This is a genomic window from Streptomyces sp. NPDC085866, assembly GCF_044541035.1.
Classification (GTDB): Bacteria; Actinomycetota; Actinomycetes; order Streptomycetales; family Streptomycetaceae; genus Streptomyces.
Genome location: NZ_JBITSQ010000003.1, coordinates 148,650 through 175,036, shown reverse-complemented (window position 1 = coordinate 175,036; position 26,387 = coordinate 148,650). Strand labels below are relative to the sequence as shown.

The window sequence follows — 26,387 nt, the reverse complement described above, 5'->3', positions numbered from 1 at the left end:
CCGATCTCGTCAAGGAAGGCCCGTTCCCGGCCACTTGGGAGCGGCATGCGGCTGATTTGCCGTCTTGTCATGGCCTGTTCGCGGCGCTTACTTTTGCCGCTCCTGACGCATGCCGAGGGGATTTCGGACATGGCCGTACGCGGCCGGCATCGCCGGTACCAGCCGAACAGGATCAACCGCGCCTCGCTCACCGTCACGGCGGGCGGCGCCGGTCTCGCCATCCCGCTGGTCGCCGCCGGCACCGCCGACGCGGCCGACGCGTCCACCTGGAACAAGGTCGCTGCCTGCGAGTCCAGCGGCAACTGGAGCATCAACACCGGCAACGGCTACTACGGCGGGCTGCAGTTCACCCTGTCCACCTGGGAGGCGTACGGCGGCACCCGGTACGCGCCGCGCGCCGACCTCGCCACCAGGGACCAGCAGATCGCCGTCGCCGAGAAGGTCCTGGACGGGCAGGGGCCCGGCGCCTGGCCGGTGTGCTCGGTACGGGCCGGACTGAGCCGGGGCGGTGATGCGCCCGAGCTCCACACGGACAGTGCCGCGACCCGCCCGGCGAAGACCGGCAGAACCGGCTCCGTGCCGGACGTGCAGCCGCAGACGACCCCGCAGTCCCGTGCCGGCAAGGCCGAGATGTACACGGTGGTGCACGGCGACACGCTCTCCGGCATCGCCGGCGAGCACCACGTCCAGGGCGGCTGGCGCCGGCTGTACGCGGGCAACCGCGCCGCCATAGGGTCCGATCCCGACCTGATCCTGCCGGGCCAGCGGCTCAGCCTGCGCGCCGCCGCCTCCCCGGCGCCCGACACGCACACCGACGGCAGGTCCAAGTCTCCGAAGCGGAAAGCACCTTCGGAGAAGAAGACCCACCAGCGCCCGGGCCACGGCAGTGGCCACTCGCTCGTCGCCCCGGTGCACGCCGCGATCGGCACCGGCTACCGCGTGGCCGGGTCGCACTGGTCGAAGGGCTACCACACCGGCGTCGACTTCCTCGTGCCGACCGGTACCTCCGTCCACGCGGCGGCGGCCGGACACGTGGTCGCCGCGGGCTGGGGCGGCTCCTACGGCTACCAGGTGGTGATCCGGCACGCCGACGGGCGTTACACCCAGTACGGCCACCTGTCCGCCATCTCCGTGCGGGCCGGACAGAGCGTGTCCGCGGGCCAGCGCATCGGCCGCTCCGGGTCCACCGGAAACGTCACGGGCCCGCATCTGCACTTCGAGGTGCGGACGGGGCCCGGCTTCGGCTCGGACATCGACCCGGTCGCCTATCTCCGGGCAGGCGGCGTCAGGATTTGACCCGCGTGCGGTGCCGTTCCACGACGGGCACCGGCATATGGAAGCTGGCGGACAGCGGGAGGTACGAGGCGGGGAGGGCGTAGACGGCCGGCATGCCGCCACCGCGCCCTTCGCGACCGCCGTCCGGAGCCGCAGCCACGAGCACGTCCTCGAGGGCGGGCACGTCCGGGAGGGCGCGTACGTCGGGGAGGGCGGGCACGTCCGGGTGGAGGGAGCTGTCGGGCACGCACAGGTCCTGCGCGGCGGGATCGCGCACGGCCTCCCCGGCCGCCGGCTGCTCCGCCGCCGACCGCTGCCGGGGCACGCTGCCGAGCACCTCCGCAGCGCCGGCCCCCGTCTCCGTGACCGGCTCCGCCGCCGGGGCGGGCTCGAGCCGCTCCGTCGTCAGCAGGATGAGACCGCCCGCGGCCACCACGCCGCAGCCCAGGGCGAGCACGGTGCCCGTGGAGGCGTAGCGGAACGTCTCGCCGAACATCATGATGCCGACCGCGGCGGCCAGCACCGGGTTGACCACCGTCAGCGTGGCCAGCGGGGCGGCGAGGCCGCCGCCCCGGTAGGAGGCCTGGGAGAGCAGGATGCCGGCGGTCGCGAACACACCGATCACTGCGAGGGAGGACAGGTCACCAAGGCTGATCCCGCTGTCCCAGTCGACCGCCACGGTCTTGGTGAACACGGACGACATGCCGAAGGCTATGCCGGAGCCGGTGGCCAGCAGCACGCTGCGCACGGCTGGGTGCCGGTGCACGGCCCGGCCCGCGATCATCAGCGCCACGACCGCTGCGCCGGTGACCAGCGCGACGGCCGTCCGCTGGGCGGCGTCGAGGGAGTGCGCGTCGGACGTGCCGACCAGGGACAGCAGGCCCGCGAGGCCCACCGTGGCCATGACGGCGCCGCGCCAGGCGGTCGCCCCGGCCTTGCGGGAGACGAAGAGTGCCGCCATGGGCAGGGCGAAGACGATGGTCAGCGCGCCCAGCGGCTGCACCAGGCTGAGCGGGCCGTAGGCCAGCGCCACGACGTGCAGCACGCCGCCGAGCCCGTTGAGCGTCAGCGCCGCCCACCAGCCGGCCCGGCGCAGCGGCATGTACGAACCGTCGGGGGAGGACACCGCGACCTGCTCCTGCACGATCGCTCCGCCGGCGTAGGCGACGGCGGAGACGAACGACAGGAGCACGGACAACGCCAGGGCGCTCATCTGCAGCTCCTCTGCGTGAGCCGGGACCCCCGGGTCCGGCACGGCGTACGGTCGGCTTCCATGGTCAACACTCTGCCCGCTCGGGTCTCTTCCCGTCGTCGTACCTGAGCACGCAATGCGTCCTACTACCGATGGAGTACGCCGGCCGCTCGATCATCCCCAAGAGGGGTGACCACGGGTGGACACCCCGGGGTCCGCGCCACGAACAAGCCTGGTACTAGTGCTCCTCGTGGACCTCGACCGCGAACTCGCCGCCCTCCGCCCGCTCGGCGGCTTCTTCGTCCTGCGCACCGTCGGAGCGGGGGCGGGACCGGCTTCCGTGCCCCTGCCGACGCTCGCGGAGACCTATGAAGCGGGGACGTCGGATGTTTGTCGAAATCAGCTGACTTTCCGTGTCGAGACGGTGGGGCAGCGCCTGCGCACGACCGAGCCGCGGGTCGCCGCCTCCATCAGCCAGCAGGGACTCGCCGCCCGCCTGTGGTCCCCGGCCCTGGCCTGTGCGTCCCTGTACGGCCTCCTGCCCGACCTCGACCCGCGCCTGCTGCGCTGGGACGCCGCCGCCACCGCCCCGGACGACCTGTGGCTGACCGAGGTGCGCCCGCTGCCCGGGGACGCTGCGACGCTCGCGGACACCGTGCTGCACGGCCATCTCGAGCCCCTAGGGGAGACCCTGAGGTCCCGCTACGGTGTCGCGGCCGGGCTGCTGTGGGGCAACGCCGCCTCGGCGCTCGCCGGAGCCGCCCGCGAACTGGACCGCTGGGCCCGCGCGGAGGGTCGTACCGAGGTGGCGGACCGGGCCCGCGGCCTCACCGGCGAACTCTTCGCCCACCCCCTCCTGCGCGCCACCGGCACCCGCGCCGGCACGGCCTTCCGCCGCCGCAGCTGCTGCCTGTACTACCGCGTCCCCGGCGGCGGAGTCTGCGGCGACTGCTGCTTCACCCGCCCGCCGCACTCTTCCCCGGACGCCGCTTCTGGGTGACCATGAGGGGAACGTGCCACCGTGGCAAGGGGGTTGTCGGGTGCGTGTGGGACTGCTGACCCGGGAGTTCCCCCCGGACGTCTACGGCGGCGCCGGCGTCCATGTGGAGTTCCTCGCCCGCGAGTTGACCTCCCTGGTGGACCTGGAGGTGCACTGCTGGGGCGAGGGGCGCGGCGTCGGTGTCGTACGCCACCGCCCCTGGGCCGTCCTCGACGGCTCCAACGACGCGCTGCGCACCTTCTCCGTGGACCTCTCCATCGCCGCCGCCCTCGAAGGCCGCGAGCTCGTCCACTCCCACACCTGGTACGCCAATCTCGCCGGCCACTTCGCCAAGCTCCTCCACGGCATCCCGCACGTGATGACCGCCCACTCGCTGGAGCCCCTGCGCCCCTGGAAGGCCGAGCAACTCGGCGGCGGATACGCCCTGTCGAGCTGGGCCGAGCGCACCGCGGTCGAGGCTGCGGACGCGGTGATCGCCGTCTCGGGGGCCATGCGGGAGGACATCCTCGCCTGCTATCCGGCGCTGGACCCGGCGAAGGTCCACGTCGTGCACAACGGCATCGACACGACGCTCTACCGGCCGCACCGGGGCACCGACGCGCTCACCCGCACCGGCCTCGACCCCGCCCGCCCGTACGTCCTGTTCGTCGGCCGGATCACCCGTCAGAAGGGGGTGCCCCATCTGCTGCGCGCGGTACGGGACATCGACCCGCGCGCACAGGTCGTGCTGTGCGCAGGAGCCCCCGACACCCCGGAGATCGACCGCGAGTTCCGCGAGCTGTACGAGGAGCTGAGCCGGGTCCGCGAGGGCGTGTTCTGGATCCCGCAGATGCTGCCGCGCACGGATGTGATCCAACTCCTCACGCACGCCGCCGTGTTCGTCTGTCCTTCGGTGTACGAGCCCCTCGGCATCGTCAACCTGGAGGCCATGGCGTGCGGCACGCCCGTGGTGGCCTCCCGGATCGGCGGCATCCCCGAGGTCGTCGAGGACGGTCGGACGGGCCTCCTCGTCGACGTGGACGACGACTTCGAGGCGGGCCTCGCGCGGGCGCTGGACAGCGTCCTCGGCGACCGGGAGACGGCCCGAAGGATGGGTGAGGCCGGACGGGAGCGTGCGGTGGGCGAGTTCGGCTGGGCCGCGGTGGCCCGGCGCACCACCGGGCTGTACGAGGAGATCCTCAAGCAGGCCTAGTCCGGCCTGCTCGGGGCAAGCATGGTTCAACCAGGGTGAGGGGAGAGGCCATGCGTCGTGGTGGACCTTCGGTTCTCGGAATCGTTCTGGCGGGCGGCGAGGGCAAGCGTCTGATGCCGCTCACCGCGGACCGCGCCAAACCAGCCGTCACCTTCGGCGGCACCTACCGGCTCGTCGACTTCGTCCTGTCCAACCTCGTCAACGCCGACGTCCTGCGCATCTGCGTGCTGACCCAGTACAAGTCCCACTCCCTGGACCGGCACATCACCACCACCTGGCGGATGTCCAGTCTGCTCGGCAACTACGTCACCCCGGTCCCGGCCCAGCAGCGCCTCGGCCCGCGCTGGTACCTCGGCAGCGCCGACGCGATCCTGCAGTCGCTGAACCTCGTCCACGACGAACAGCCGGAGTACGTGGCCGTGTTCGGCGCCGACCACGTCTACCGCATGGACCCCCGGCAGATGCTGCAGCAGCACATCGAGGGCGGCGCGGGCGTGACGGTGGCCGGCATCCGGGTGCCGCGCTCGGAGTCCTCCTCCTTCGGGGTGATCACGCCGGGCTCGGACGGCATCAGTGTCGAACGCTTCCTGGAGAAGCCCGCCGACCCGCCCGGGCTGGCGGACGACCCCGAGTGCGTGTTCGCCTCGATGGGCAACTACGTCTTCTCCACCAAGGCCCTCATCGAGGCGCTGCAACGCGATGTCGAGGACAGCCAGTCCGTGCACGACATGGGCGGCTCGATCCTGCCCCAGCTCACCGGCCGCGGCGAGGCACAGCTGTACGACTTCAGCGCCAACCACGTGCCCGGGGAGACCAGCCGCGACCAGGGCTACTGGCGGGACGTAGGCACCCTGGACGCCTACTACGAGGCACACATGGACCTCATCGCCGAGCGGCCCGCCTTCAACCTCTACAACCGCCAGTGGCCCGTCTACACCCACTCCAACCAGCTCTCCCCGGCCCGCTTCAACGCGGGCGGCATGGCGAGCGAGTCCATCATCAGCGCGGGCTGCCTGATCCGCGGTCAGGTCACCCGGTCCGTGCTGTCGCCGGGGGTGCGGGTCGACCCGGGCGCGGTCGTGCAGGGCTCGGTGCTGCACGACAACGTGCACATCGGCCGGGGCGCGGTCGTCCGCGGTGCCGTCCTGGACAAGAACGTCGAGGTGCCGCCCGGCGCGACGATCGGCGTCAACCCGGAGCGGGACGCCGAGCTGTACACCGTCTCCAAGGGCGGGGTGATCGCCCTGGGGAAGGGACAGCGGGTCTCCTGAGCTCCTGACCCCTTGACCTCCTGAGCTCCTGACCCCAGGCGGACGCGCCGTCAGACCGCCTCCGATCGCGACGCGTTTGTCATCACCCTCCCGGAATGCCGGGGTTCGCCTCGTTCGGCCTTCACGATGCAGGCAACGATGTCGAACCTTCGGAGGTCATCCGACATGAGAGGGACCCGGCGCACGCGGCTGTGCCTGGCCGGGGTGCTGGCAGCGTCCACGCTGATCGCCACCCCCGCCGCACGGGCCGCCGAGCGGACCGACGGCCACCTCACCGACCTGGTCAACCCCTTCATCGGGAGCCAGGACGAGGGCAACACCTTCCCCGGCGCGGCCGTGCCCTTCGGCATGGTGCAGCTCTCCCCGGACACCGGGCACAGCACCGGCTACGACTACACGCAGAACACCGTCCGCGGCTTCTCGCTGGTCCATCTCTCGGGCGTCGGCTGCCGGATCGGCGGCGACCTGCCCGTGCTGCCCACCACGGGCGAGGTCACACAGACGGACTACGCCAAGTACGCGGCGGGCTTCTCGCACGCCGACGAGGAGGCGAGCCCCGGCTACTACCGCGTCGGCCTCGACTCCGGCATCCGCGCCGAGCTGACCGCGAGCCGGCGCACCGGAGTGCAGCGCTTCACCTTCCCGGCCACCGACAAGGCCAACGTCCTGCTGAACGCGGCGCAGTCGCTGCACAAGCCGGTCGGCAGCGCGGTCGAGATCCTCGACGACCACACCGTGCGCACCGAGATCACCGGCCACGGCTTCTGCCGTGACACCGGCCCCTACACCGTCTACACGATCACCCGTTTCAGCCGTCCCTTCACCGCGTACGGCACCTGGGACGGCGCCACGATCACCCCGGGCGCCCGCACCGGAGGCGGCGGCGCCTACGTCCGCTTCGACGCGACGAAGGACCGTACCGTCGAGGCGACCACCGCCCTGTCGTACGTCGACGCGCGCGGCGCCGCCGTCAACCTGCGCGCCGAGGGCGGCCGGTCCTTCGACGCCGTACGGGACCGGGCCCGCGAGCAGTGGGAGCGGCGGCTGGCCACGGTCCGTGTCGACGGCGGCGACCCGACCCTGCGCCGCACCTTCTACTCGTCGCTGTACCGCTCGTTCCTCGCGCCCAACATCGGCAGCGACGCGGACGGCCGCTACACCGGCTGGGACCGTCGAGTCCACCGAACGGAACGGTTCACGTACTACCAGAACTGGTCCCTGTGGGACACCTATCGCACCCAGGCCCAGCTCCTCGCCCTGCTCGCGCCCCGCGAGGCGCGCGACATGGCCCTGTCGGTGGTGAAGGTCGACGAGGACGGCGGCTGGCTGCCCAAGTGGGGCTACGGCCCGGTCGAGACGAACACCATGAGCGGTGACCCCGTCACCCCGTTCCTGACCACCGCCTACCAGATGGGCCTGCTCAAGGGGTTCGAGGAACGCGCCTACCGGGCGCTGCGGAAGAACGCGGACGGGGTGCCACCCGCCGGCTACCCGGGCGTCGGCCGGGAGGCCAATGCCGAGTACATCGCGCACGGCTTCGCGCCCTACGACAAGAGCCGCCCGCTCGCCAAGATGGGCGACTCCGACTACCACCACGGCGCCTCCGTCACCCTGGAGTACGCCCTCGCCGACGCCGTGCTCGCCCAGATGGCCCGCGGCCTCGGCCACACCGACGACGCGGCCCGCTACGCCGCCCGGGCGCAGAACTACCGGGCCGTCTTCGACCCCTCCATCGGCTTCTTCCGCGCCCGGGACGCCTCCGGCGCCTTCACCGGCTCGGCCGACCCGGCCCGCGGGATCGGCTTCCACGAGGGCACCGCCTGGCAGTACCAGTGGCTCGTCCCGCAGGACCTGCCCGGCATGATCGGCCTGATCGGCGGCGAGCGCGCGGCCAACGACCGCCTGGACTCCTTCTTCGCCTACGACCGGCTGCTGGCCGACCCCGGGAAGACCGCCCGCGAGGTGTGGGTGCACGGGGACGCGTACAACTACTACAACGCCGACAAGTACAACCCGATGAACGAGCCCGACCTCATCGCGCCCTACACCTACCTGGCCACCGGCCAGCCCTGGAAGACCACGGACGTCGTCCACGCCGCGCTGACCCTCTTCACCGACGGACCCACCGGCATGACCGGCAACGACGACCTCGGCACCATGTCCGCCTGGAACGTGCTGTCCTCGATCGGGCTCTTCCCGATCCAGCCCGGCTACGACACCTGGGGCCTGTCCACCCCGGTCTTCGACCGTGTCGACCTCACCCTGGACCGCCGCTTCTGGCCCGGCGGCCGACTGACGGTCACCGCGCCCGGCACCTCGGCGAGCGACCGCTACGTCCAGGCCGTCCGCACCGACGGGACACCGCACACGCGGACCTATCTGACGACGGACGCGCTGCGCTCCACGCGCTCCCTCGCGTTCACGGTCGGCCCGCGCCCGTCCGAGTGGGGTACGTCACCCCAGGCGGTACCACCGGTGCTGAGGTGACCTCAGGAGTCTCCTGAGTCCCGCCCCTCTCACCGGGGCGGGACTTAATCTGCTGTTAACTGAGCGTAGCCTGATCGTACTTGACCGTAATCGGCTGACGCGCTTTGACTGTTTCCCTGCACCTCCACCCGTCGTCGACGCGAGGCAACCCCTTGAATTCCGACCTGCTCGCTCCCCTCGACCTGGCCTTCTGGAACATGGAGTCCGAACGGCACCCGATGCACCTCGGCGCACTCGGCGTGTTCACCGCGCACTCGCCCACCGCCGGGGCCCACGCCGCCGACCTGCTCGCCGCGCGCGCCGCCGCCGTGCCCGGTCTGCGCATGCGAATCCGGGACATCTGGCAGCCCCTCGCCTTCGGCGGCGCCGCCCGCGAGACAGATCCGGACTTCGACCCGCTCAACCACGTGCGGCTGCACGCCCCGACCACCGACTTCCAGGAGGTCGCGGGGCGACTGATGGAACGCCCGCTGGAGCGCGGCCGGCCGCCGTGGGAGGCGCACGTCCTGCCCGGTGAGGACGGCGTGTCCTTCGCCGTGCTGTTCAAGTTCCACCACGCCCTCGCCGACGGACTGCGCGCGCTCAAGCTCGCCGCCGGCGTCCTGGACCCGCTCGACCTGCCCGAGCGGGGCCCCCGCGCCATCGAGCCGCCGCGCAGCCTGCTCTCCGACGTGCGCCGGCTGCCCGGACGCGTCCCCGAGCTGGTCAAGGGCACTCTCTCCGACATGGGCCGGGCCCTCGACATCGGCGCTTCCCTGGCCCGCTCCACCCTCGGGATGCGCCCCTCGTCCGCGCTGACCTCCGCGCCCAGCGGTACCCGCCGCACGGCCGGGGTCGTCCTGGACATCGACGACGTCCACCGGGTCCGCAAGAGCGTCGGCGGCACCGTCAACGACGTCCTCATCGCCGTCGTCGCCGGCGCGCTGCGCCGCTGGCTGGACGAGCGCGGCGACGGCAGCGAGGGCGTCGCGCCCCGCGCCCTCATCCCCGTCTCCCGGCGCCGCCCGCGCGCCGCCCACCCACAGGGCAACCGGCTCTCCGGGTACCTGATACGGCTTCCGGTGGACGACCCCGATCCGCTCCGCCGGCTCGACACCGTGCGTACGGCGATGGTCCGCAACAAGGACGCGGGCCCCAACCGGGGCGCCGGGGCCGTCGCCCTGCTCGCCGACCACGTGCCGGCGCTCGGCCACCGGCTCGGCGGGCCGCTGGTCGGCCAGGCCGCGCGGCTCTGGTTCGACATCCTCGTCACCAGCGTGCCGCTGCCCGGACTCGGGCTGAAGCTCGGCGGGAACCAGCTCGTCGAGGTCTTCCCCTTCGCCCCGCTCGCCCCCGGTCAGTCCCTGGCGGTCGCGATCTCCACGTATCGCGGGCACGTGCACTACGGGCTTGTCGCCGATGCGCGGGCCGTGCCGGACCTCGATGTGTTCGCGCGGGCGGTGTCGGACGAGGTGGAGATGCTGCTGTCGGTCTGCGAGACCTGACCACCGGACCCGGCCTTCGGCCGGGTCCGGATTCCGACCCGCACCACCCGTGCGGCCTTGGTCGCCGGGTGGCGGGTGCCCCCGGTGGGGCGGATGCGCGGTCCGCGGCCGGCAGGTCCGTGGCGGGGCGGCCGGCAGGTCCGGAGCCGCTGTGGCGGATGTGGCGGATGGGGCCGCTGTGGTGCTGGCGTCGGCCTCGGTGGAGCCCAGTGTGCGGAAGCGGTTTGGCGGGTGGGCCCCGTGCTCCGTAAAATCCCCCGTTCGAAAGCGGGCGCGAGTCGGAGCGCTGCGCGGGTGATCAGGGAAGCGGCAGCGCGATGACGGTGACAGAGGACGGTTTTGCGGCCACGGACGAGGTCGTGTACGGCCCCGGCATCGACCCCGAGCGCCTGGCCGTCTGCCTCAGCGTGCTCGAGGAGCTCGACGAGCTGGAGGTCGACCACCCCGACGCCATCACGGTGCGCCGGGCCACGGCCGGCATCTACCGCACGGTCAAGCAGCGCCGCCGCCAGGAGCGCCGCGCCGCCAAGACCGCCCACGACAAGGCGGTCACCGAGGCCACCGCGACCGGCTCCGCCCAGCGCATCGACGACGAGACCGAGGGCATCCTGCCGTCGTCGGTCACCGAGGCCGGGAAGATCGCCGGGATACTCCAGCGCCCGCGCTCCTGCTACACCTGCAAGACGCGGTACGTGGAAGTCGACTACTTCTACCACCAGCTCTGTCCGGACTGCGCGGGTCTGAACCGGGCCAAGCGCGACGCCCGCGCCGACCTGACCGGCAAGCGCGCCCTGCTCACCGGCGGCCGCGCCAAGATCGGCATGTACATCGCGCTGCGCCTGCTGCGCGACGGCGCGCACACGACCGTCACCACGCGCTTCCCCAAGGACGCCATCCGCCGGTTCAAGGCGATGGAGGACTCGGCGGACTGGATGCACCGGCTGGAGGTCGTCGGCATCGACCTGCGCGACCCGGCGCAGGCCGTGGCCCTGGCCGAGCGGGTCGCCGAGGCGGGTCCGCTCGACATCCTGATCAACAACGCGACGCAGACCGTACGCCGCCTGCCCACCGCGTACGCCGCCCTGGTCGAGGGCGAGAGCGCCCCGCTGCCCGCCGGTGAACTCCCCGCCCACCACGTCATCGGCGCCTTCAACTCCGGCGCCGTGGACGGCATCGCCGCGCTGCCCGTCGGCACCAGCGGTCTGGACGCGCAGAAGGTCGCCGACCTCGCGCTCGTCGCGGGCAACGCCAGTGTCGCCCGGCACCTCGACGGCACCGCCATCGACGCGGGCGGTCTCGTGCCCGACGTCGTCGACACCAACACCTGGGTGCAGACCATCGACCAGATCTCGCCGGTCGAACTGCTGGAGACCCAGCTGTGCAACTACACGTCGCCGTTCATCCTGATCAGCGCCCTGCGCCCGGTGATGGCGGACGCCGCGAAGAAGGCCGCCAGTGGCCGTTCCTACGTCGTCAACGTCTCCGCGATGGAGGGCGTCTTCGGCCGCGGCTACAAGGGCGCCGGACACCCGAACACCAACGCGGCGAAGGCCGCCATGAACATGGTCACGCGGACCAGCGCCCAGGAGATGTTCGACACCGACGGCATCCTCATGACCTCCGTCGACACCGGCTGGATCACCGACGAGCGTCCCCACTACGACAAGCTGCGCCTGGCGGAGGCCGGTTTCCACGCGCCGCTCGACCTGGTGGACGGCGCGGCCCGCGTCTACGACCCTGTCGTGCGCGGCGAGCAGGGCGAGGACGTGTACGGCGTCTTCCTGAAGGACTACGTGCCCGGCAAGTGGTGAACCGGGGGCGGAAAACCGGTGGCCCGACGGGCCGCCGGTGATCTACCCTCCAAGGGTCGTGCCGGGGTGCCCGGTGCGCAGGCGACGCGTTCTTCGTGGTTGAACTCCTCTTGCAGACCCCAGTGGGACTGCGGCCCTTCGGGGGCCGGCTCGCGCCGCCGCCTAGACCTCGGGCACCTGGCGCAGACGCTCGTGCACGGCGTACGCCCCGGCCCCGGAAGCGGCCCGCACCCGCGTCCCGCCGTCCACCAGCAGATCGGCGCCGGTGATCCACTCGGCCGCGTCCGAGACCAGCCACATCACGGCCCGTGCCACGTCCTGCGGCTCCCCGATCCGCCCGAGCGGCAGCCCCGCGGCCACCTCCGCCTCGCCCGGCTCCCACACGAACCGCGCCATCTCGGTGCGGACGAGCCCGGGGGAGACCGAGTTGACCCGTACCCGCGGCGCGAGTTCGCCCGCGAGCTGCCGGGTGAGATGCAGCAGGGCGGCCTTGGTGGTGCCGTAGGCGCCGACGTGCGGCCCCGCATGCCCGGCACCCTCCGTGCACACGTTGACGACGGCTCCGCCGTGGTCCCGCATCCACCCCCGCCAGGCGCACTGCACCAGCCGCAGCGGCGCCTCGACGTTGACCGCGAACGCCTCCCGCCAGGCCTCGGCGCCGGCCTCCATCAGCGGCCCGTACGGCCGGTTGGTCGCCGCGTTGTTGACGAGGACGTCCAGCCGCCCGAACTCGCGCAGCACGAGATCCGTCAGCTCCTCGGGATGTCCGGCATCGGCCACGCTCCCGGCCAGCCCGATCCCGCCCAGCTCGGCGGCCGTGCGCCGCACCTCGCCCGCGTCCCGCGCGGTCACGCAGACCAGCGCACCGGCCGCGGCGAGCGCCTCGGCGACGGCCCGCCCGATCCCACGCGTCCCACCGGTGACGACTGCCGCCCTGCCCCTGAGCCCGGACGATGTGGTCATCACCGTACCGTCTCATGACGCACCGTCAGAAAACCAGGGGTGCGCGCCCGAAGGGGCGGGGCTGTGTCGATGTGCGGCCCCGCCGCGTGGGCGCGACCGGTCACGACGACGCGGCGGACGGCCGACGGCCCATCGTGGCCCCTGTGGCGGAGCGGTTACGCGCCGAGCCGCGAGTGCCGGGCCGCGACCAGCTCCAGTACGGTGCGCCAGTCCTCCAGTACCCCGGCGTCGAAGCCCGCGGTGCGGCCCTCCTCGGCGGCCTGGCGCAGCCGCAGCAGATCGTCGTCGGCGGGACCGGTGGGGTGGGAGTACCCGCGCACCAGCCGGAACACCCGCTCGCCGAGCAGTGGGCGCACCGCGGCGGCCGCGCTGCGGGCCCGCCCGGCCTCGTCGCCCGGGCCCGGCGCCGGTCCGATGCCGTGGACCAGTCCCGCCACCTGGAGCTCCTTGTCGGCGGGGCGGCTGCGGCGCAGCAGCGCGGCGGTTCGCAGCGCGTGCTGGTGCCGGCCGGCGTACAGCAGATCCATCAGCTCCTCGACGCTGCGCAGCTCCATGCGTCAGTCCTTCCGGGAGACGGCTGTTGCCCTCCGCCAGCAGATCATGGCGAGCTTGCGACCCGGCCAACGGCACCTGAACTGCGCCGCATGTACGCCGAGTGGGTGAATCCCCCTGGCGGGCGGGTGATGCGCGATGTGACAAATAGCGGCATATTGAGGGGCATTGGAGGGCAATCGACTTCCGATAGTTACACCTTGTTTGCACTCCCTATCGAGCGGACCTCCGCTCATTTGGTTAATCTGGAGGGCATGGACAGCAGTACGGGGTCCCACCCACACCCCTCGTCCGAACCGGCGCCACCGCGTCCGACTGGCCTTCCATCCAGACCCGAGCGGGCGACGAGCACCGGAGCGCAAGCTGTCCGGTATGCCCCGAGGGTGACCCGACACATAAGGAGTGCGCGGTGACACCGGAGAAGACGAATCGCGACGAACGCCCCAAGGAACGCACGGAGCGCGGCCGCCGGCGGCCCGGAGAACTGGGCAGCCTCGACGTGTGGGCCCGCTCCGCCCCGATCCGCCTCGCGGGTTACGAGGACGACCTCGCCGAGCCGCACATCCTGCCCAGCGTCGACTGACCCTCCGGGCCGGTTCGTCGCGATCGCCGCACGCATGGGCGTGGCAGACTCACGCCCATGCTGATCAGAGAAGCCGCGGCCGAGGACTGGCCGCACATCTGGCCTTTCTGGCACCGGATCGTCGCCGCCGCCGAGACCTACGCCTGGGACCCCGACACCTCCGAGCAGGCGGCCCGCGCCCTGTGGATGAGCCCGGCCAAGCGCGTCTACGTGGCCGAGGACCCCACCGGCACCGTGGTCGGCTCGGCCTACCTCGCCCCGAACTACGGCGGCCCCGCAGCGGGCGTCGCCAACGCGGGCTTCATGGTCGACCCCGACCACACCGGGCAGGGCATCGGCCGAGCCCTCGCCGAACACATCCTGACCGAGGCGACGGCCCACGGCTACCACGCGATGGTCTTCAACGCCGTGGTCGAGACGAACCCCGCGGTCGGGTTGTGGCAGTCCCTCGGCTTCACCGTCCTCGCCACGGTCCCGCAGGCCTTCGACCATCCCCGCCGGGGCAGGGTGGGGCTGCACATCATGTACAAGGCGCTCGACCGGCCGGGGTAGGCGATCGTGACGACGGAGCAGTACACCGCGGCCGACATCAAGATCGTCGAGTTCGACGAGCACGTACGGCGCAACCCCGCCATGTCCTTCGAAGTCTCCCGTGATCACCCCGGCCTGGCCACCCGGGTACTGTGCCGTGTCCTGGCGGCAGGGCTGCATCCGGCGGCCCGCCTCGCCCCGGACCACACCCTGCGGATCACGGCCGAGATCCATGGAGACCTGGCCTTCGCCGTCACGGACGACGTGCCCGACGCCCTGGACGGCGGCACGGACCGGCCCCGCCTCGGGTACTACGGAGCGCTGCTCGGTCCGGACCGCTGGTTCAGCGCCGCCGCAGCCGCGCTCAGCACGCGGACCGTCGTCGAGGTGTGGCGGGACGGCCACGGCCTCCGTCAGGAACTCGAGGGGATCCGTCCGGCCGAGGAACCCGGGAGTTTCGAGCCGCCCGCAGGGGCGGGTACGAGAGTCTCCTTCACGCTCGACCCCGCGTACTTCGCTCCCGGAGCGGTGATCACCACCGATGCGGGCGGCCTCGACCTGCACGGCCCCTACTGCGACGAGCCGCCCGGGCCGGGTGGTGTCACCCTCCGGGACCGGCGCGACGGACGTGAGGTTCGCTACGCCTGATCCGCCAGGTGTGCCGTCCGCTGCCACGGATGCAGGCTCTCCAGCTGCTCCGCCAGAGCCAGGAGGTCCGCCTCCGTGCCCGGGCGGCCCACCAGTTGGACGGCGCAGGGGGCGCCGGAGGGGAGGGTGCCGAGGGGGATCGACATCGCGGGCCAGCCCGTCAGGTTCCAGGGCGGGGTGAAGGGGGAGTAGGCGGAGTCGGCCGCGATGTTGCGCAGCCAGCCGCGCTTGTGCCAGGGGGCGGCCTTGGGGGAGCGGCGGGCGAGGGCCGGGGTGAGCAGGACGTCGTGCTCGGTGAAGAACGGGGTCAGCCGGGCGCGGAGGCGTTCGCGCTGGTCGCCGGTGCGGACCGAGGCGAGGAAACGGCGGCCCACGGCCGCGTGCACCCGGGTGCGCCGGGCCAGCCGCGCCGGGTCGAGGCCCTCCGCGTCCACCGCCGTGCCCGCTGTCCAGTGCTGGAGCGAAGTGATGCCGAGGGAGAGCGGGTAGGGCGGTTCGGCCCGCCGGACCCGGTGCCCGGCCTTGGCCAGCACCCCGGCCGCCTGCCGGACCGCGGTCGTATACGGCTTGCTCACGCTCACGCCGGCGATCGGGCTGCGCAGGGCGACGGCGATCCTGAGCGGCGTCCGCTCCTCGCGCCTGACGAACTCGGCGTCCGCGAGGACCGACAGCATCAGCCGCACGTCCTCGACCGTCGTGGCCAGCGGACCGTTCTCCGACATCCCGAACCAGTCGCCGTTGCCGATCCCGGCCGGCACCACCCCGTGCCCCGGCTTCAGTGTGACCAGCCCGCAGTTGGCCGCCGGGATGCGCAGCGAGCCCATCCCGTCGTTGCCGAGCGCGATCGGCACCAGGCTCGCCGCCACCGCGGCCGCGCTGCCGCCGGACGAGCCGCCCGCGTTGCGGGAGGTGTCCCACGGATTGCGGGCGGTGCCGAACACGCCCTCCGTGGTGGCGAAGACGCACAGCTCGGGCACGTTCGTCACACCCACGACCACCGCACCGGCCGCCCGCAGCCGGGCCACCGTCACATGGTCCTCGGCGGCCGGGTCGTCCGGGGTCGCGGCCGAGCCGTCGCGGTGGGACTCGCCGCGCACCGCCAGGTTGTCCTTCACCGCCACCGGCACACCGGCGAGCGGCAGTTCGGCCAGATCGGCACGGGAGGCCAGCGCGTCCGCCTCCGCGAGCGCCGCCTCGGCCCGTACCTTCCGGAACGCCCCGATCCGGCCGTCCAGTCGCTCGATTCGCGCGAGGTGCTCCGCCACCACCTCCCGTGGCGTGACCTCCTTCGCGCGTACGGCGGCGGCGATCTCGGCGGCGGTCCGGCCGGCCCAGCTGCTCACGGGCACTCCTCGGCTACTCGTCGGTATCAATCAGCGTGCGTGGATCGATCAGCGTGCGTGGATCGATCAGGGTGTGTACGGAGAACTGTGCACGGTCGGGGGCTGCGCGTCGAGGGGGCGAAGTCCGCCATCGGAGTGGTCATCCGATCAATGGGTCAAGTCATAGGGTTCGCAGGCCCGTTGACACGTTCGCTACCCCAGCACAATCATCAGACATCCGATGAATCGAAGTGTATGGGAGCCGCTCATGAGCACGTATCCCAGACGTCGAATCCTGGGCGCGGCGGCCGGCGTGACCGCCGCGGCCGCCCTTCCGCTCACCATGGCCACATCCGCAGGGGCCGCCGAACGCCGGGAGCCGTGGGCCGCCGTCCCCGACCCCGTGCCCGTCCCGCTGGACGCCCTCTACGACAACGACGGCATAGACACCGCCTCCGCGCGCGGCGGCGACTTCGACGGCTCCGGCTACACCTTCCCCGGCGAGGAACTGCCCGCCGGCCGCGTCGTGGTCGACGGCGTGCCCTTCCTCTTCCCCGCCTCGACCGCCGGTGCCCGCAACAACCTCGTCGCCCTCGGTCAGCGCCTCGACCTTCCCCAGGGGCGCTATCTGTCGGCCTTCTTCCTCACCGCCGCCAGCTACGGCAACGCCTCCGGCCGGGCCACCGTCCACTACGCCGACGGCACGACCACCACCGCCGGCCTCGGAGGTTCCGACTGGTACGCGGCGGGCGGTCCGCTCTCGGCGCCGTACCGCCACCGGCCCGACGGCGGCAGGGACGAGCACGGCGTCGGCATCGGCGTCGCGGAGGTGTGGCTCGACCCGCGCCGGGAGGCGGTGGCCGTCACCCTCCCCGTCACCAACCCGGCCGAGGCGAACAAGGCCTCCCTGCACGTCTTCGCCCTCACCCTCCAGCCGGTGGCCGCCGGACGGGCACTGGCCCTGCGTGCCCCGCACTCCACGCCCTCCCTGCTCGACCCGTCCGGCGCGCAGAGTGTGGAGGCCACCGTCGTCAACGCCGGCACCGTGGCCGTCCTGGCCGCGGACGGTGTGTCGGTGGCGGTCGACGTCCCGGGCGCCCGCACGGTCCAGCCCGCCCGCGTCCGCCGTCTCGACCCCGGTGAGCAGGCCCGCGTCCGCATCGGCATCCGCAACCGCCCGGGCACACCGCCGGGCACCCGCCGGGACGGCACGGTGACGGTCACCGGCCGGGGCGCCCGGGCGGCCGAGGGCGAGGCGGCGCTGACCCTCGGCACCGCCGACTACGCACCCACCGGCACCTCCCTCTCCGCCCACCAGGCGCCGTACTGGTTCCAGGCGGCCAAGTTCGGCATCTTCATCCACTGGGGCGTCTACTCGGTGCCCGCCTGGTCGCCGGTCGGCAAGCAGTACGCGGAGTGGTACTGGAACCACATGCAGGACCCGGCCAACGCGGTGTACGCCTACCACCGGGACACCTACGGCGAGGACTTCGCCTACGACGACTTCATCCCCCGCTTCACCGCCGAGAAGTTCGACCCGCGGGCCTGGGTGGAGCTGTTCCGGGACGCCGGCGCGCAGTACCACGTGCTGACCTCCAAGCACCACGAGGGCTTCGCCCTGTGGGACACCGAGGTCTCGGAGCGCAACGCGGTGAAGATGGGGCCCAGGCGGGACCTGGTCGGGGAACTCTTCGAGGCGTCGCGACGCCACGCCCCCGAACTCCACCGCGGCCTCTACTTCTCCATGCCCGAGTGGTTCAACCCGGACAACCCGTGGATGGGCCACGCCCCGCGCAATCCGTACACCGGCCAACCGGTCCCGTACACCGGCTACACGGCCGGCAAGGACTACATCCACGACTACCAGGCACCGCAGATGCTCGAACTGATCCACGGCTACGACCCCGAGATCATCTGGTGCGACATCGGCGGCGCGAACGACAGCCTCCATGTCCTCGCCGAGTACTTCAACCATGCGAAGAACCGCGCCCGCCCGATCGACGTCGCCGTCAACAACCGCTCTGGCATCGACGTCCACGACTTCACGACCCCCGAGTACACGACGTACGACAACACGGTCGTCGCCAAGTGGGAGTCCAGCCGGGGCCTCGACCCCTTCAGTTACGGCTACAACCGGGCGACGCCCGACTCCGCCTACATGACCGCCGAGGAGGTCGTGCACAGCCTCGTCGACATCGTCTCGAAGAACGGCAACTTCCTGCTCGACATCGGCCCGCGCGCCGACGGCACGATCCCGGAGATCATGCAGACCCGGCTGCGCGAGACGGGCGACTGGCTGAGGGTCAACGGGGAGGCGGTGTACGACACCACGTACTGGTCACGGATGGCCCAGCTCGGGGACGACCTGCGCTTCACGGTCCGCCCGGACGAGGCGTTCTACATCCACTCCCTGGCAGAGCCGGGAGCCAAGCTGATCGTGGCGGCGCCGGTGCCCGTGCGGGCCGGGGACAAGGTGACCATGCTCGGTCACGACCACCCCCTGACCTGGACCGTCAGGGGCGGCTCCCTGGTCGTCGACGTGCCGGAGGCGGCGCGGAAGGCGGGCCGGTACGTGTGGGTCTTCAAGGTGGAGTGGCGCGTCACGGGGTGACCGGGCGCTCGAAGAAGGTCTCGAGGACCACGGTGGCCTGTGTGCCGCTGACTCCCTCGATCTCGTAGATACGACGCAGCACGTCCTGGAGTTGCTGCGTGGTGGAGGTCCTGACCTTGACCAGGACCGAGGCGCTTCCGGCGATCACATGTGCTTCCTCTATCTCCGGAATGGCGGCGAACCGGTCGCCGGAGTCGCCCACCCACCGGGTCGAGTCCACCATGACGAAGGCGAGCACGTTCCGTCCGATCGCCGCGGGATCGACCTCGGCAGCCGTCCGGCGGATGACCCCTCGCTCCCGGAGCTTGCGCACGCGTTCATGGGTGGCCCCCGCGGACAGTCCGACGGCCTCGCCCAGCGCCGCATAGGGCCTGGAGGCGTCCTCCTGGAGGAGGACGAGCAACTGCCGATCGACGTCGTCCACGGTATCTCCTTCGGTGAAGAACTTGATCTGCCGAATCTTATTCTGCATAGTTCTGATTCTGCAGATCAACATTCGGACCGATGGTGAGGATGACGGCATGCCCGGCGAGCGACCGCAGTTGTACGAGACCCTCGATGACCGGTTCCGCACGGGCAGGTGCCAGGCGGGCGACTCGAAGCTGGAGACCCTCTTCGAGGGCTGCCGCTGGGCCGAGGGTCCCGTCTACGTCCCGGCCGGGCGGTACCTGGTGTGGAGCGACATCCCCAACGACCGCCTGCTGCGCTGGGACGAGACCACCGGCAAGGTCGGCGTCTTCCGCTCACCCGCCGGCCACCCCAACGGCAACACCTTGGACAACGAGGGTCGCCTGATCACCTGTGAGCAGGGCAACCGCCGCGTCACCCGCACTGAGCACGACGGATCGGTCACCGTGATCGCCGACCGCTTCCAGGGCAGGAGGCTGAACAGCCCGAACGACGCCGCCGTGCGGTCCGACGGCTCGATCTGGTTCTCCGACCCCGACTTCGGGATCACCAGCGACTACGAGGGCCACCGCGCCGAGAGCGAGATCGGCGCCTGCAACGTCTACCGCGTGGACCCGGGCAGCGGTGAGGTACGGCTGGTCGCCGACGGCTTCCGCGGCCCCAACGGCCTCGTCTTCTCGCCGGACGAGCGCCGACTGTACGTCTCGGACAGCAGGGCCAACCACATCCGCGTCCTCGACGTCCAGGACGACGGCACCCTCACCGGGGGCGAGGTCTTCGCCGAGTGCAGGATCGGCACCTTCGACAACATCCGCTTCGACGACGCGGGCCGGCTCTGGGCCGCCGCCATGGACGGCGGTGTGCACTGCTACGACCCGGACGGCACGCTGCTCGGCCGCCTGCTGGTCCCCGACGTCGTCGCCAACATCCGCTTCGGCGGCGCCAAGCGGAACCGCATGTTCATCGCCGCCGACACCGCCCTCTACTCCCTCGTCATGTCGGTCACCGGCACGCCACCGCTGCCGACCGCGATCCACACGCCCTGACCTGCCGCCCCCTGCCCGGCACCCATGTCCCCGTCCGTGCAGCAGGAGATCGCCCGGGACCTCCAGGTCAGCCCGTCCTGCGAGGCACGGCACGAGATCGAGCGGCGGGTGGCCTTCTTCGCCGGACAGCTGACCGCCACGGGCCCGCGCGCTGGTGCTGGGCATCAGCGGCGCTGTGGACTCCACGCGCAGCCGGCGCTGGTCGACAATCCGCTACCGCCACACAGAGCGCAAGCGCCGGCTGCCGCTCCCTGAGGGAGTCGCCGCTCACCAGTACATGAGTGCGATCGAGCCGCTGCCCCAGGTGGAGTACAGACGGGCTCGGGTCACATAGCTGTGGTCCTTGACGAGTTTGACCGTGAGGCGTCCGTTGCGGTCCTGTCCGCTGTCGTCGTCGGCGGTGACGAACCGAAGTTCGCCGTCGACGCGCTCGAACAGGGCCAGGACGACGTCGCTGTTGCCGAACGTGCCGATCTCGTAGCTCCGGGTCTCCGGTGGAGCGATCTCGAAGTCGGCCTGCTCCCCGGTGGCGAGCTGCAGCGGGGTCGACCGGAACGCCTCGAGCCGGGCCGGCTGGGCGACGAGCGGCGGGTACCACTGCAGGACGCGCTCCTTGTCCGACGCGGACAGGCCCAGTGTCTCGGGGATGCCGTTGCGGTAGGCCTCCGGGCGCACGATCAGTCCGGGCCCGAAGCTGTACTCCATGATGGAGTGGACATCCCATTCGGAGCCCGTGACCTCGTCCTTCGACAGCTTGCGCAGGATGTTCTCGAACGTGACCTCGTGGGGCCAGTTGTTGGGCGGTCCGCCGAGGTCCTCGTAGACCTTCGCCTCGTTCCACTCGATGCCCGCGAACGGGTTCTGGTGCTCGTGGGCGAAGCCGATCGCGTGCCCGGTCTCGTGCAGCGCGGTGGCCTTGCCGTACGGGGTGGTCAGGTCCCAGCCGAAGGTCATGGTGGCTTCGTTCGTGCCGATGAGCAGATTGTCCCGGCCGACGTACGACGCGGAGCCGTCGCGCTCCCGGAACGCGATGCGGATCTCGGACTCGGTGGGATCGGTCACTTCCTTGAACTCCAGCCCGATCCCGAGGTTCTTCCAGGCCCGGAAGGCGTGCCGGACCTCCTCCAGTTGCTCCGGGCCTCCGATGTCACCGCCCTGGTCGAGGAAGGCGTAGTGCAGGACCGTGCCGTTGACCCACTTGGCGCGGACCAGCAGTATCGCCCTCGACCGGCCCGGGCTGAGGTCCGGGCGCAACACGGGCTGGGTCTGGGGCGGTTGGGTGCAGTAGCGGGGCGTGATCGTCCCGCTCGCGGACGGCGCGTTCATGACGGCTCCCCTTCATGCGGGTGTCTGTCACCGCGAGGGCGAACGCGCACCCAGCCGTCGGCCGGCGGCCGGGCGGAGAAGGAGGTCGGCGGCAAGACTCCGATCGTCACCACGGTGCTACGGTTCCTGGGGGAATGCCCGGCCTGGATATCTCCAGCATCTTTCCGAACGCGGAGTTCCGCAAGTGTCGAATAGTTAGATACCGTAGGAAACCGGGCGGTTGAACAATGAAGCACCGACCTCTCATGCCGTCCGCGCACGCCCCGTACTGCCCCGCCCCGTGAGCCGCGGCACCGGCACTCCCACCGCCCGTGCCACCTCCCCGTCCAGCAGCCCCACCAGCTCGCGTGCCGCCGTGCGCCCGAACTCGGCGCTGTCCCGGGACAGGGCGGACAACCGGGGTGTGACCATGCGGCACAGTGCCGAGTCCTCCCAGGACACGACCGACACGTCCTGCGGGACGCGGAAACCGAGGTCGGCGGCCGCCGCGAGACCGGCCACGGCCATCACGTCGTTGTCGTAGATCAGCGCGGTCGGGGGAGGGGAGCCGCCGAGCACCCGGCGGGTCACGGCGGCGCCCTCCGTGTCGGAGTAGTCGGTGGTCACCGAGCGGACCTCGGTGAGGCCGCGGCGCCCCGCCTCCGCGCGCAGCGTGGCGATACGGCGCTGGGTGTGCGCCAGGGTGGGGAGGCCCGCGATGTGGACGATCCGCCGGTGGCCGAGCGCCGTCAGCTCGTCGACCACGGACGCCATCGCGCCGGCGTCGTCCGCCCACACGGTGGACAGGCCGGGGTGACGCACGTCGGGTGCGCCGCCGATGACCACGGCGGGCAGGCCCAGTTCGTCCAGCAGGTCGGGGCGCGGGTCCTCGGCGCGCGGATCGACCACCAGGACGCCGTCCACCCGGTGCTCCGCCCACCAGCGCCGGTAGACCGCGCACTCGTCGGCCACGTCCTGAGCCACCTGGAAGAGCAGGCCCAGATGGCGCTCGGCGAGCACTTCCTGGATGCCGGAGACGAGTTGGAGGAAGAAGGAGTCGACGCCCAGCGTGTCCGCCGGGCGGGCCAGGACGAAGCCGACCGTGGCCGCTCCCTCGCCGGAGAGGGCGCGGGCCGCCGTGCTCGGGCGCCAGCCGAGCTGCTCGGCGACCCGGTGGACCCGGGCGCGGGTGACCTCGGAGACACCGGGGCGGCCGTTGAGGGCGAAGGAGACCGCGCTCTCGGAGACCCCGGCGCGGCGCGCGATGTCCTTCATCGTCGGTCGGCGCGCGGGTGATCGCTTCTCCGGCAACGCTGGGCCCTCCATTCCGTGCGGTCCACTCCGGCCAACTGCTAATGCGCTTGAGCCCACTTACCCTAAAGCGCATTAGCGATCGGCGGCAATAGGTTCAACGCACCGCTGTGAGCAGGGGTTTTGAGTCACTAATGTCTTTAGCTGGGTCGAATCCATTGACTCGTCGCGGAATCGCTGGGCACAGTCTGGCCCGGCACCTTCGGCCCCCACCCCCCGTGCATCCCCCGCATCCCGCTGCATCCCACCGCAAAGGAGCCCAGCCGCTGTGCGCATCTCCCGCAGAACCTTCGCCGCCGCTGCCGTCGCCCTCGTCCTGCCGCTGAGCGCCTGCGGCTCGGGCGGGGACGGCGGCGGCTCGACCGACGCCTCGGGCAAGGTCGAGGGCGACATCACCTTCCAGACCTGGAACCTGCGCGCCAACTTCAAGCCGTACTTCGAGGGCCTGATCGCGGACTTCGAGAAGAAGTACCCCGGCACCCACGTGAAGTGGATCGACCAGCCCGCCGAGGGCTACGCCGACAAGATCAGCGCCGACGCGGCCGGCGGCACCCTGCCCGACGTCGTCAACGTCTCCCCGGACCTGGTCGCCCCGCTCGCCCAGGCAGGCCTCGCCCTCGACCTCGACAAGGCCGCGGGCAAGTACAGGTCCGAATACCTGGACGGGGCCTGGGCCAGCCACCAGGTCCCGGGCCTGAACGGCACGTACGCCTTCCCGTGGTACCTGAACACCGGCCCGCTCTTCTACAACAAGTCCCTGTTCAAGAAGGCGGGACTCGACCCCAGCACCCCGCCCAAGACGTACGACGAGCTCTTCGCCGACGCGCTGCAGATGGCGAAGAAGAGCGACGGCAAGGTCGCCACGCTCGCCAACGTGCCCACCGTCGAGGACTTCGGCCGGTACGGCGTGCAGTTGATGAACAAGGAGGGGACCGGGTTCGCCTTCAACGACGCCAAGGGAGTCGCACTCCTCACCAAGTACAAGGAGCTGTACGACGCCAAGGCCCTCGACCCGCAGGCCCTGACCGCCACTCCGGAGTCCTCCGGCAAGAAGTTCCTCACCGAGGCCGTCGCCATGAACCCCGGCAGCGCGCTCGACCTCGGCAACTTCAAGAAGCAGGCGCCGAACCTGTACAAGAACATAGGCATCACCGACCAGATCACCAGCACCGGGCACGTCAACATGTACGTGATGGGTGTGATGGTCAACTCCCGCACCAAGCACACCCCGGCCGCGGTCGCCTTCGCGCACTTCGTCACCGACGCGCAGAACCAGATGTCCTTCGCCAAGAAGGTCGCCATCTTCCCGAGCACCGCGGGCTCCCTCGACGACCCGTACTTCACCAAGGAGGACGGCACCGACGAGACGCGTGTCCGCATCGCCGCCGCCAAGTCCCTGAAGAGCGCGGTCAATTACACGCCCGTGCTGTTCAGCGAGCAGATGAAGACCGCGCTGCGCAACGAGGTCGCCAAGGCCCTGCAGGGCAAGGAGAGCCCCAAGACGGCTCTTGACAACGCTGTCAAGGACTGTGACCAGCTCCTGAAGCAGCAGGGCTGAACCGGCATGGCCACTCCCACCGTGTCGTCCCGGGTGCGGCGGCAACTGCCCATCAGCCCCTGGCTGTTCGCCGCTCCGGGACTGCTCGTCACGGGTGCCTTCGTGCTGTACCCGTTCGTGTCCACCGTGGTGAACTCCTTCACCGACCGCCGCACCCTGATCCCGGGCCGCTTCGTCGGACTCGCCAACTTCCGCGAGCTCCTCCACGACGACATGTTCTGGACCGGCCTGCGCAACAGCACGCTGTACGTCGTCGGGGTCGTACCGGCCCTGGTGATCCTGCCGCTGCTGCTCGCGCTCCTGGTGCAGAAGAACATCCCCGGCATCACCTTCTTCCGGTCCGCCTTCTACACGCCGGTCGTCGCCTCCATCGTGGTCGTCGGGCTGATCTGGGTGTGGCTGCTGGACGAACGCGGCCTGGTCAACTCCCTGCTGGAGACGGTGGGGATCGGGCGGGTCGGCTTCCTCAGCGACCAGTGGCTGCTCCTGCTGAGCGCCATGGCCGTGACGGTGTGGAAGGGCCTCGGCTACTACATGATCATCTATCTGGCCGCGCTGGCGAACGTACCGCGGGAGCTGCACGAGGCCGCCGCCGTGGACGGCGCCGGACCGGTCCGCCGCTTCCTCACGGTCACCGTGCCCGCCGTGCGCTCCACCATGGTGCTGGTCGCCGCACTCTCCTCGGTCGCCGCGTTCAAGGTGTTCTCCGAGGTGTACCTGATGGCCGGCCCGAGCGGTGGCCCGGCCGGCGAGGACACCACCCTCGTCATGCTCGTCCAGCGCACCGGCACCGGCCTGACCGGTCGCGTCGGCTACGCCTCCGCCCTCTCCGTCGTCGTGTTCGTCGTCACGGTCGCCCTGATGCTGCTCGTCCTGCGCGCCGACCGGAAGGAGGAGACATGAGCGTCCTGGAGAAGGTACGGCCCCGCCAGGAGCCCGCCGTCCGCGAGCCGCGCGTCACCGACGAGCACGGCCGCCGCATCCGGGTGTGGGAACTGGTCCTGCGCTACGCGCTGCTGCTCGCCGTGCTGGCGCTCACCGTCGGCCCGTTCCTGTGGCAGCTGTCCACGTCCCTCAAGGGCCCCACCGAGGACATCTTCAGCTCGCCGCCGAAGTTCCTGCCCGGCCGTCCCACCCTGCACAACTACGAGCGGGTCTCCCGCACCATCCCCGTGTGGGACTACGCCCTGAACTCGCTGAAGGTCGCGAGCGCGAGCGTGGTGACCAACTGCGTGGGCTCGGCACTCGCCGGTTACGCCCTGGCCCGGCTGCGCTACCGCGGCCGGGGCGTGGCCACCCTGGTCTTCGTGCTGGCGATGCTCGTGCCCGTGGAGGGCATCATCATCGCCCAGTTCACGACCATGCGGGAGCTCGGCCTGAACAACACGCTCATCGGGGTCGTGCTGCCCGGCTCGATCGGCGCGATGAACGTGCTGCTGATGCGCAACGCCTTCCGGAACCTGCCGTACGAGATCGAGGAGGCCGCCTACGTCGACGGCGCAGATGTCTGGCAGCGGTTCTGGCGCATCGCGCTGCCGTCGGTGAAGGGCACGCTCGCCGTTGTCGCGATCTTCGCCTTCATGGGCGCCTGGGACGACTTCCTGTGGCCGCTGATCGTGCTCAGCGACCCCGACAAGTTCACCCTGACCATCGGCCTCAACTATCTGCACGGCACCTTCGCCAACGACGAGCGCCTGGTCGCCGCCGGCACCGTCATCGCCGTGGCCCCGCTCATCGCCCTCTTCGCCTGCCTTCAGCGGTACTTCTTCCGCGGGGTCGGCGAGGGCGCCGTCAAGGGCTGAGCGCCGTACGCGGCCGAGTCCCGTATCCCTGCCGA

Annotated in this window: 22 protein-coding genes and 1 pseudogene; 16 read left to right on the top strand and 7 right to left on the bottom strand. The window is 71.3% G+C overall.

All coding sequences use genetic code 11. The annotated features are described in order from the left end of the window. Positions 1-129 precede the first annotated feature (129 nt). Positions 130-1,296: a transglycosylase family protein gene (locus tag ACIF83_RS07590; protein ID WP_399724342.1), complete on the top strand. Its 1,167-nt coding sequence runs from the start codon at positions 130-132 to the stop codon at positions 1,294-1,296. Here ACIF83_RS07590 and ACIF83_RS07585 read toward each other — a convergent pair. After that, a complete protein-coding gene (locus ACIF83_RS07585; RefSeq protein ID WP_393470887.1) occupies positions 1,286-2,488 on the bottom strand; it encodes a DMT family transporter in 1,203 nt (400 codons plus the stop codon). The two genes, ACIF83_RS07590 and ACIF83_RS07585, sit on opposite strands and share 11 nt — an antisense overlap. A gap of 229 nt (positions 2,489-2,717) precedes the next feature. On the opposite strand from ACIF83_RS07585, the gene ACIF83_RS07580 reads away from it, so the two are divergent. From ACIF83_RS07580 to ACIF83_RS07555, 6 genes are all read left to right on the top strand, one after another. Beyond that, complete coding sequence (locus ACIF83_RS07580; protein ID WP_399725177.1) at positions 2,718-3,467, top strand: (2Fe-2S)-binding protein; 750 nt, start codon at positions 2,718-2,720, stop codon at positions 3,465-3,467. A gap of 40 nt (positions 3,468-3,507) precedes the next feature. Next, positions 3,508-4,659, top strand: a complete 1,152-nt coding sequence (gene glgA / locus ACIF83_RS07575; RefSeq protein ID WP_399724339.1) for a glycogen synthase — start codon at positions 3,508-3,510, stop codon at positions 4,657-4,659. Between the two features lie 50 nt (positions 4,660-4,709). Beyond that, positions 4,710-5,930 (top strand): glucose-1-phosphate adenylyltransferase, encoded by a 1,221-nt coding sequence (gene glgC, locus ACIF83_RS07570; RefSeq protein ID WP_399724336.1) that lies wholly within the window; start codon positions 4,710-4,712, stop codon positions 5,928-5,930. Between the two features lie 165 nt (positions 5,931-6,095). Next, positions 6,096-8,417, top strand: coding sequence for a GH92 family glycosyl hydrolase (locus ACIF83_RS07565; protein WP_398137905.1), 2,322 nt, complete (start codon positions 6,096-6,098; stop codon positions 8,415-8,417). 152 nt (positions 8,418-8,569) lie between these two features. Then, positions 8,570-9,901, top strand: a complete 1,332-nt coding sequence (locus tag ACIF83_RS07560) for a wax ester/triacylglycerol synthase family O-acyltransferase (RefSeq protein WP_399724333.1) — start codon at positions 8,570-8,572, stop codon at positions 9,899-9,901. Positions 9,902-10,218: 317 nt separating this feature from the next. After that, positions 10,219-11,712, top strand: a complete 1,494-nt coding sequence (locus tag ACIF83_RS07555; protein ID WP_393470900.1) for an SDR family NAD(P)-dependent oxidoreductase — start codon at positions 10,219-10,221, stop codon at positions 11,710-11,712. A 162-nt stretch (positions 11,713-11,874) separates the two neighbouring features. Here ACIF83_RS07555 and ACIF83_RS07550 read toward each other — a convergent pair whose 3' ends face one another. Next, the gene (locus ACIF83_RS07550) at positions 11,875-12,675 is read right to left on the bottom strand and encodes an SDR family oxidoreductase (RefSeq protein WP_393470903.1); all 801 of its coding nucleotides are present in this window, start codon (positions 12,673-12,675) and stop codon (positions 11,875-11,877) included. A gap of 155 nt (positions 12,676-12,830) precedes the next feature. Then, complete coding sequence (locus ACIF83_RS07545) at positions 12,831-13,229, bottom strand: hypothetical protein (RefSeq protein ID WP_393470905.1); 399 nt, start codon at positions 13,227-13,229, stop codon at positions 12,831-12,833. A gap of 407 nt (positions 13,230-13,636) precedes the next feature. Here ACIF83_RS07545 and ACIF83_RS07540 point away from each other — a divergent pair, with 407 nt between their 5' ends. The 3 genes from ACIF83_RS07540 to ACIF83_RS07530 are packed head-to-tail and all read left to right on the top strand — an operon-like array spanning position 13,637 to position 14,989. Beyond that, entirely contained in the window at positions 13,637-13,810 is a 174-nt protein-coding gene (locus tag ACIF83_RS07540) for a hypothetical protein (protein WP_107407368.1), read from the top strand. Positions 13,811-13,867: 57 nt separating this feature from the next. Continuing rightward, positions 13,868-14,362 carry a GNAT family N-acetyltransferase gene (locus ACIF83_RS07535; RefSeq protein ID WP_393470908.1) on the top strand — a complete coding sequence of 165 codons (495 nt, stop codon included), beginning with the start codon at positions 13,868-13,870 and terminating at the stop codon, positions 14,360-14,362. A 6-nt stretch (positions 14,363-14,368) separates the two neighbouring features. Continuing rightward, complete coding sequence (locus ACIF83_RS07530) at positions 14,369-14,989, top strand: hypothetical protein (protein WP_393470911.1); 621 nt, start codon at positions 14,369-14,371, stop codon at positions 14,987-14,989. Here ACIF83_RS07530 and ACIF83_RS07525 read toward each other — a convergent pair. Further along, on the bottom strand, positions 14,980-16,332 hold the full coding sequence (locus tag ACIF83_RS07525) for an amidase (RefSeq protein WP_399724326.1): 1,353 nt from the start codon (positions 16,330-16,332) through the stop codon (positions 14,980-14,982). The genes ACIF83_RS07530 and ACIF83_RS07525 overlap by 10 nt on opposite strands. Before the next feature lie 247 nt (positions 16,333-16,579). Between ACIF83_RS07525 and ACIF83_RS07520 the strand changes: the two genes are divergently transcribed. After that, complete coding sequence (locus ACIF83_RS07520; protein WP_393470917.1) at positions 16,580-18,922, top strand: alpha-L-fucosidase; 2,343 nt, start codon at positions 16,580-16,582, stop codon at positions 18,920-18,922. On the opposite strand, the gene ACIF83_RS07515 is transcribed toward ACIF83_RS07520, so the two are convergent. Continuing rightward, positions 18,912-19,346: an Lrp/AsnC family transcriptional regulator gene (locus tag ACIF83_RS07515; protein ID WP_393470920.1), complete on the bottom strand. Its 435-nt coding sequence runs from the start codon at positions 19,344-19,346 to the stop codon at positions 18,912-18,914. The two genes, ACIF83_RS07520 and ACIF83_RS07515, sit on opposite strands and share 11 nt — an antisense overlap. A gap of 97 nt (positions 19,347-19,443) precedes the next feature. Here ACIF83_RS07515 and ACIF83_RS07510 point away from each other — a divergent pair, with 97 nt between their 5' ends. Together ACIF83_RS07510 and ACIF83_RS07505 are read left to right on the top strand one after the other, a co-directional pair. Continuing rightward, positions 19,444-20,376, top strand: coding sequence for an SMP-30/gluconolactonase/LRE family protein (locus ACIF83_RS07510; protein WP_399724322.1), 933 nt, complete (start codon positions 19,444-19,446; stop codon positions 20,374-20,376). 24 nt (positions 20,377-20,400) lie between these two features. Further along, a pseudogene (locus tag ACIF83_RS07505) lies at positions 20,401-20,570 on the top strand (NAD(+) synthase); the annotation flags it as partial. 73 nt (positions 20,571-20,643) lie between these two features. Here the strand turns inward: ACIF83_RS07505 and ACIF83_RS07500 are convergent. Next, positions 20,644-21,702, bottom strand: a complete 1,059-nt coding sequence (locus ACIF83_RS07500) for a M12 family metallopeptidase (protein WP_393470926.1) — start codon at positions 21,700-21,702, stop codon at positions 20,644-20,646. Positions 21,703-21,945: 243 nt separating this feature from the next. Further along, positions 21,946-22,992: a LacI family DNA-binding transcriptional regulator gene (locus ACIF83_RS07495; protein WP_399724318.1), complete on the bottom strand. Its 1,047-nt coding sequence runs from the start codon at positions 22,990-22,992 to the stop codon at positions 21,946-21,948. Between the two features lie 268 nt (positions 22,993-23,260). Between ACIF83_RS07495 and ACIF83_RS07490 the strand changes: the two genes are divergently transcribed. Genes ACIF83_RS07490 through ACIF83_RS07480 form a run of 3 tightly spaced genes read left to right on the top strand, consistent with a single transcriptional unit; the run spans position 23,261 to position 26,352 of the window. After that, complete coding sequence (locus tag ACIF83_RS07490) at positions 23,261-24,550, top strand: ABC transporter substrate-binding protein (protein ID WP_399724315.1); 1,290 nt, start codon at positions 23,261-23,263, stop codon at positions 24,548-24,550. A 6-nt stretch (positions 24,551-24,556) separates the two neighbouring features. Then, on the top strand, positions 24,557-25,453 hold the full coding sequence (locus tag ACIF83_RS07485) for a carbohydrate ABC transporter permease (RefSeq protein WP_393470934.1): 897 nt from the start codon (positions 24,557-24,559) through the stop codon (positions 25,451-25,453). After that, the gene (locus ACIF83_RS07480; RefSeq protein WP_393470937.1) at positions 25,450-26,352 is read left to right on the top strand and encodes a carbohydrate ABC transporter permease; all 903 of its coding nucleotides are present in this window, start codon (positions 25,450-25,452) and stop codon (positions 26,350-26,352) included. The genes ACIF83_RS07485 and ACIF83_RS07480 overlap by 4 nt, the downstream gene beginning before the upstream one ends. The last annotated feature ends 35 nt before the right edge of the window (positions 26,353-26,387 follow it).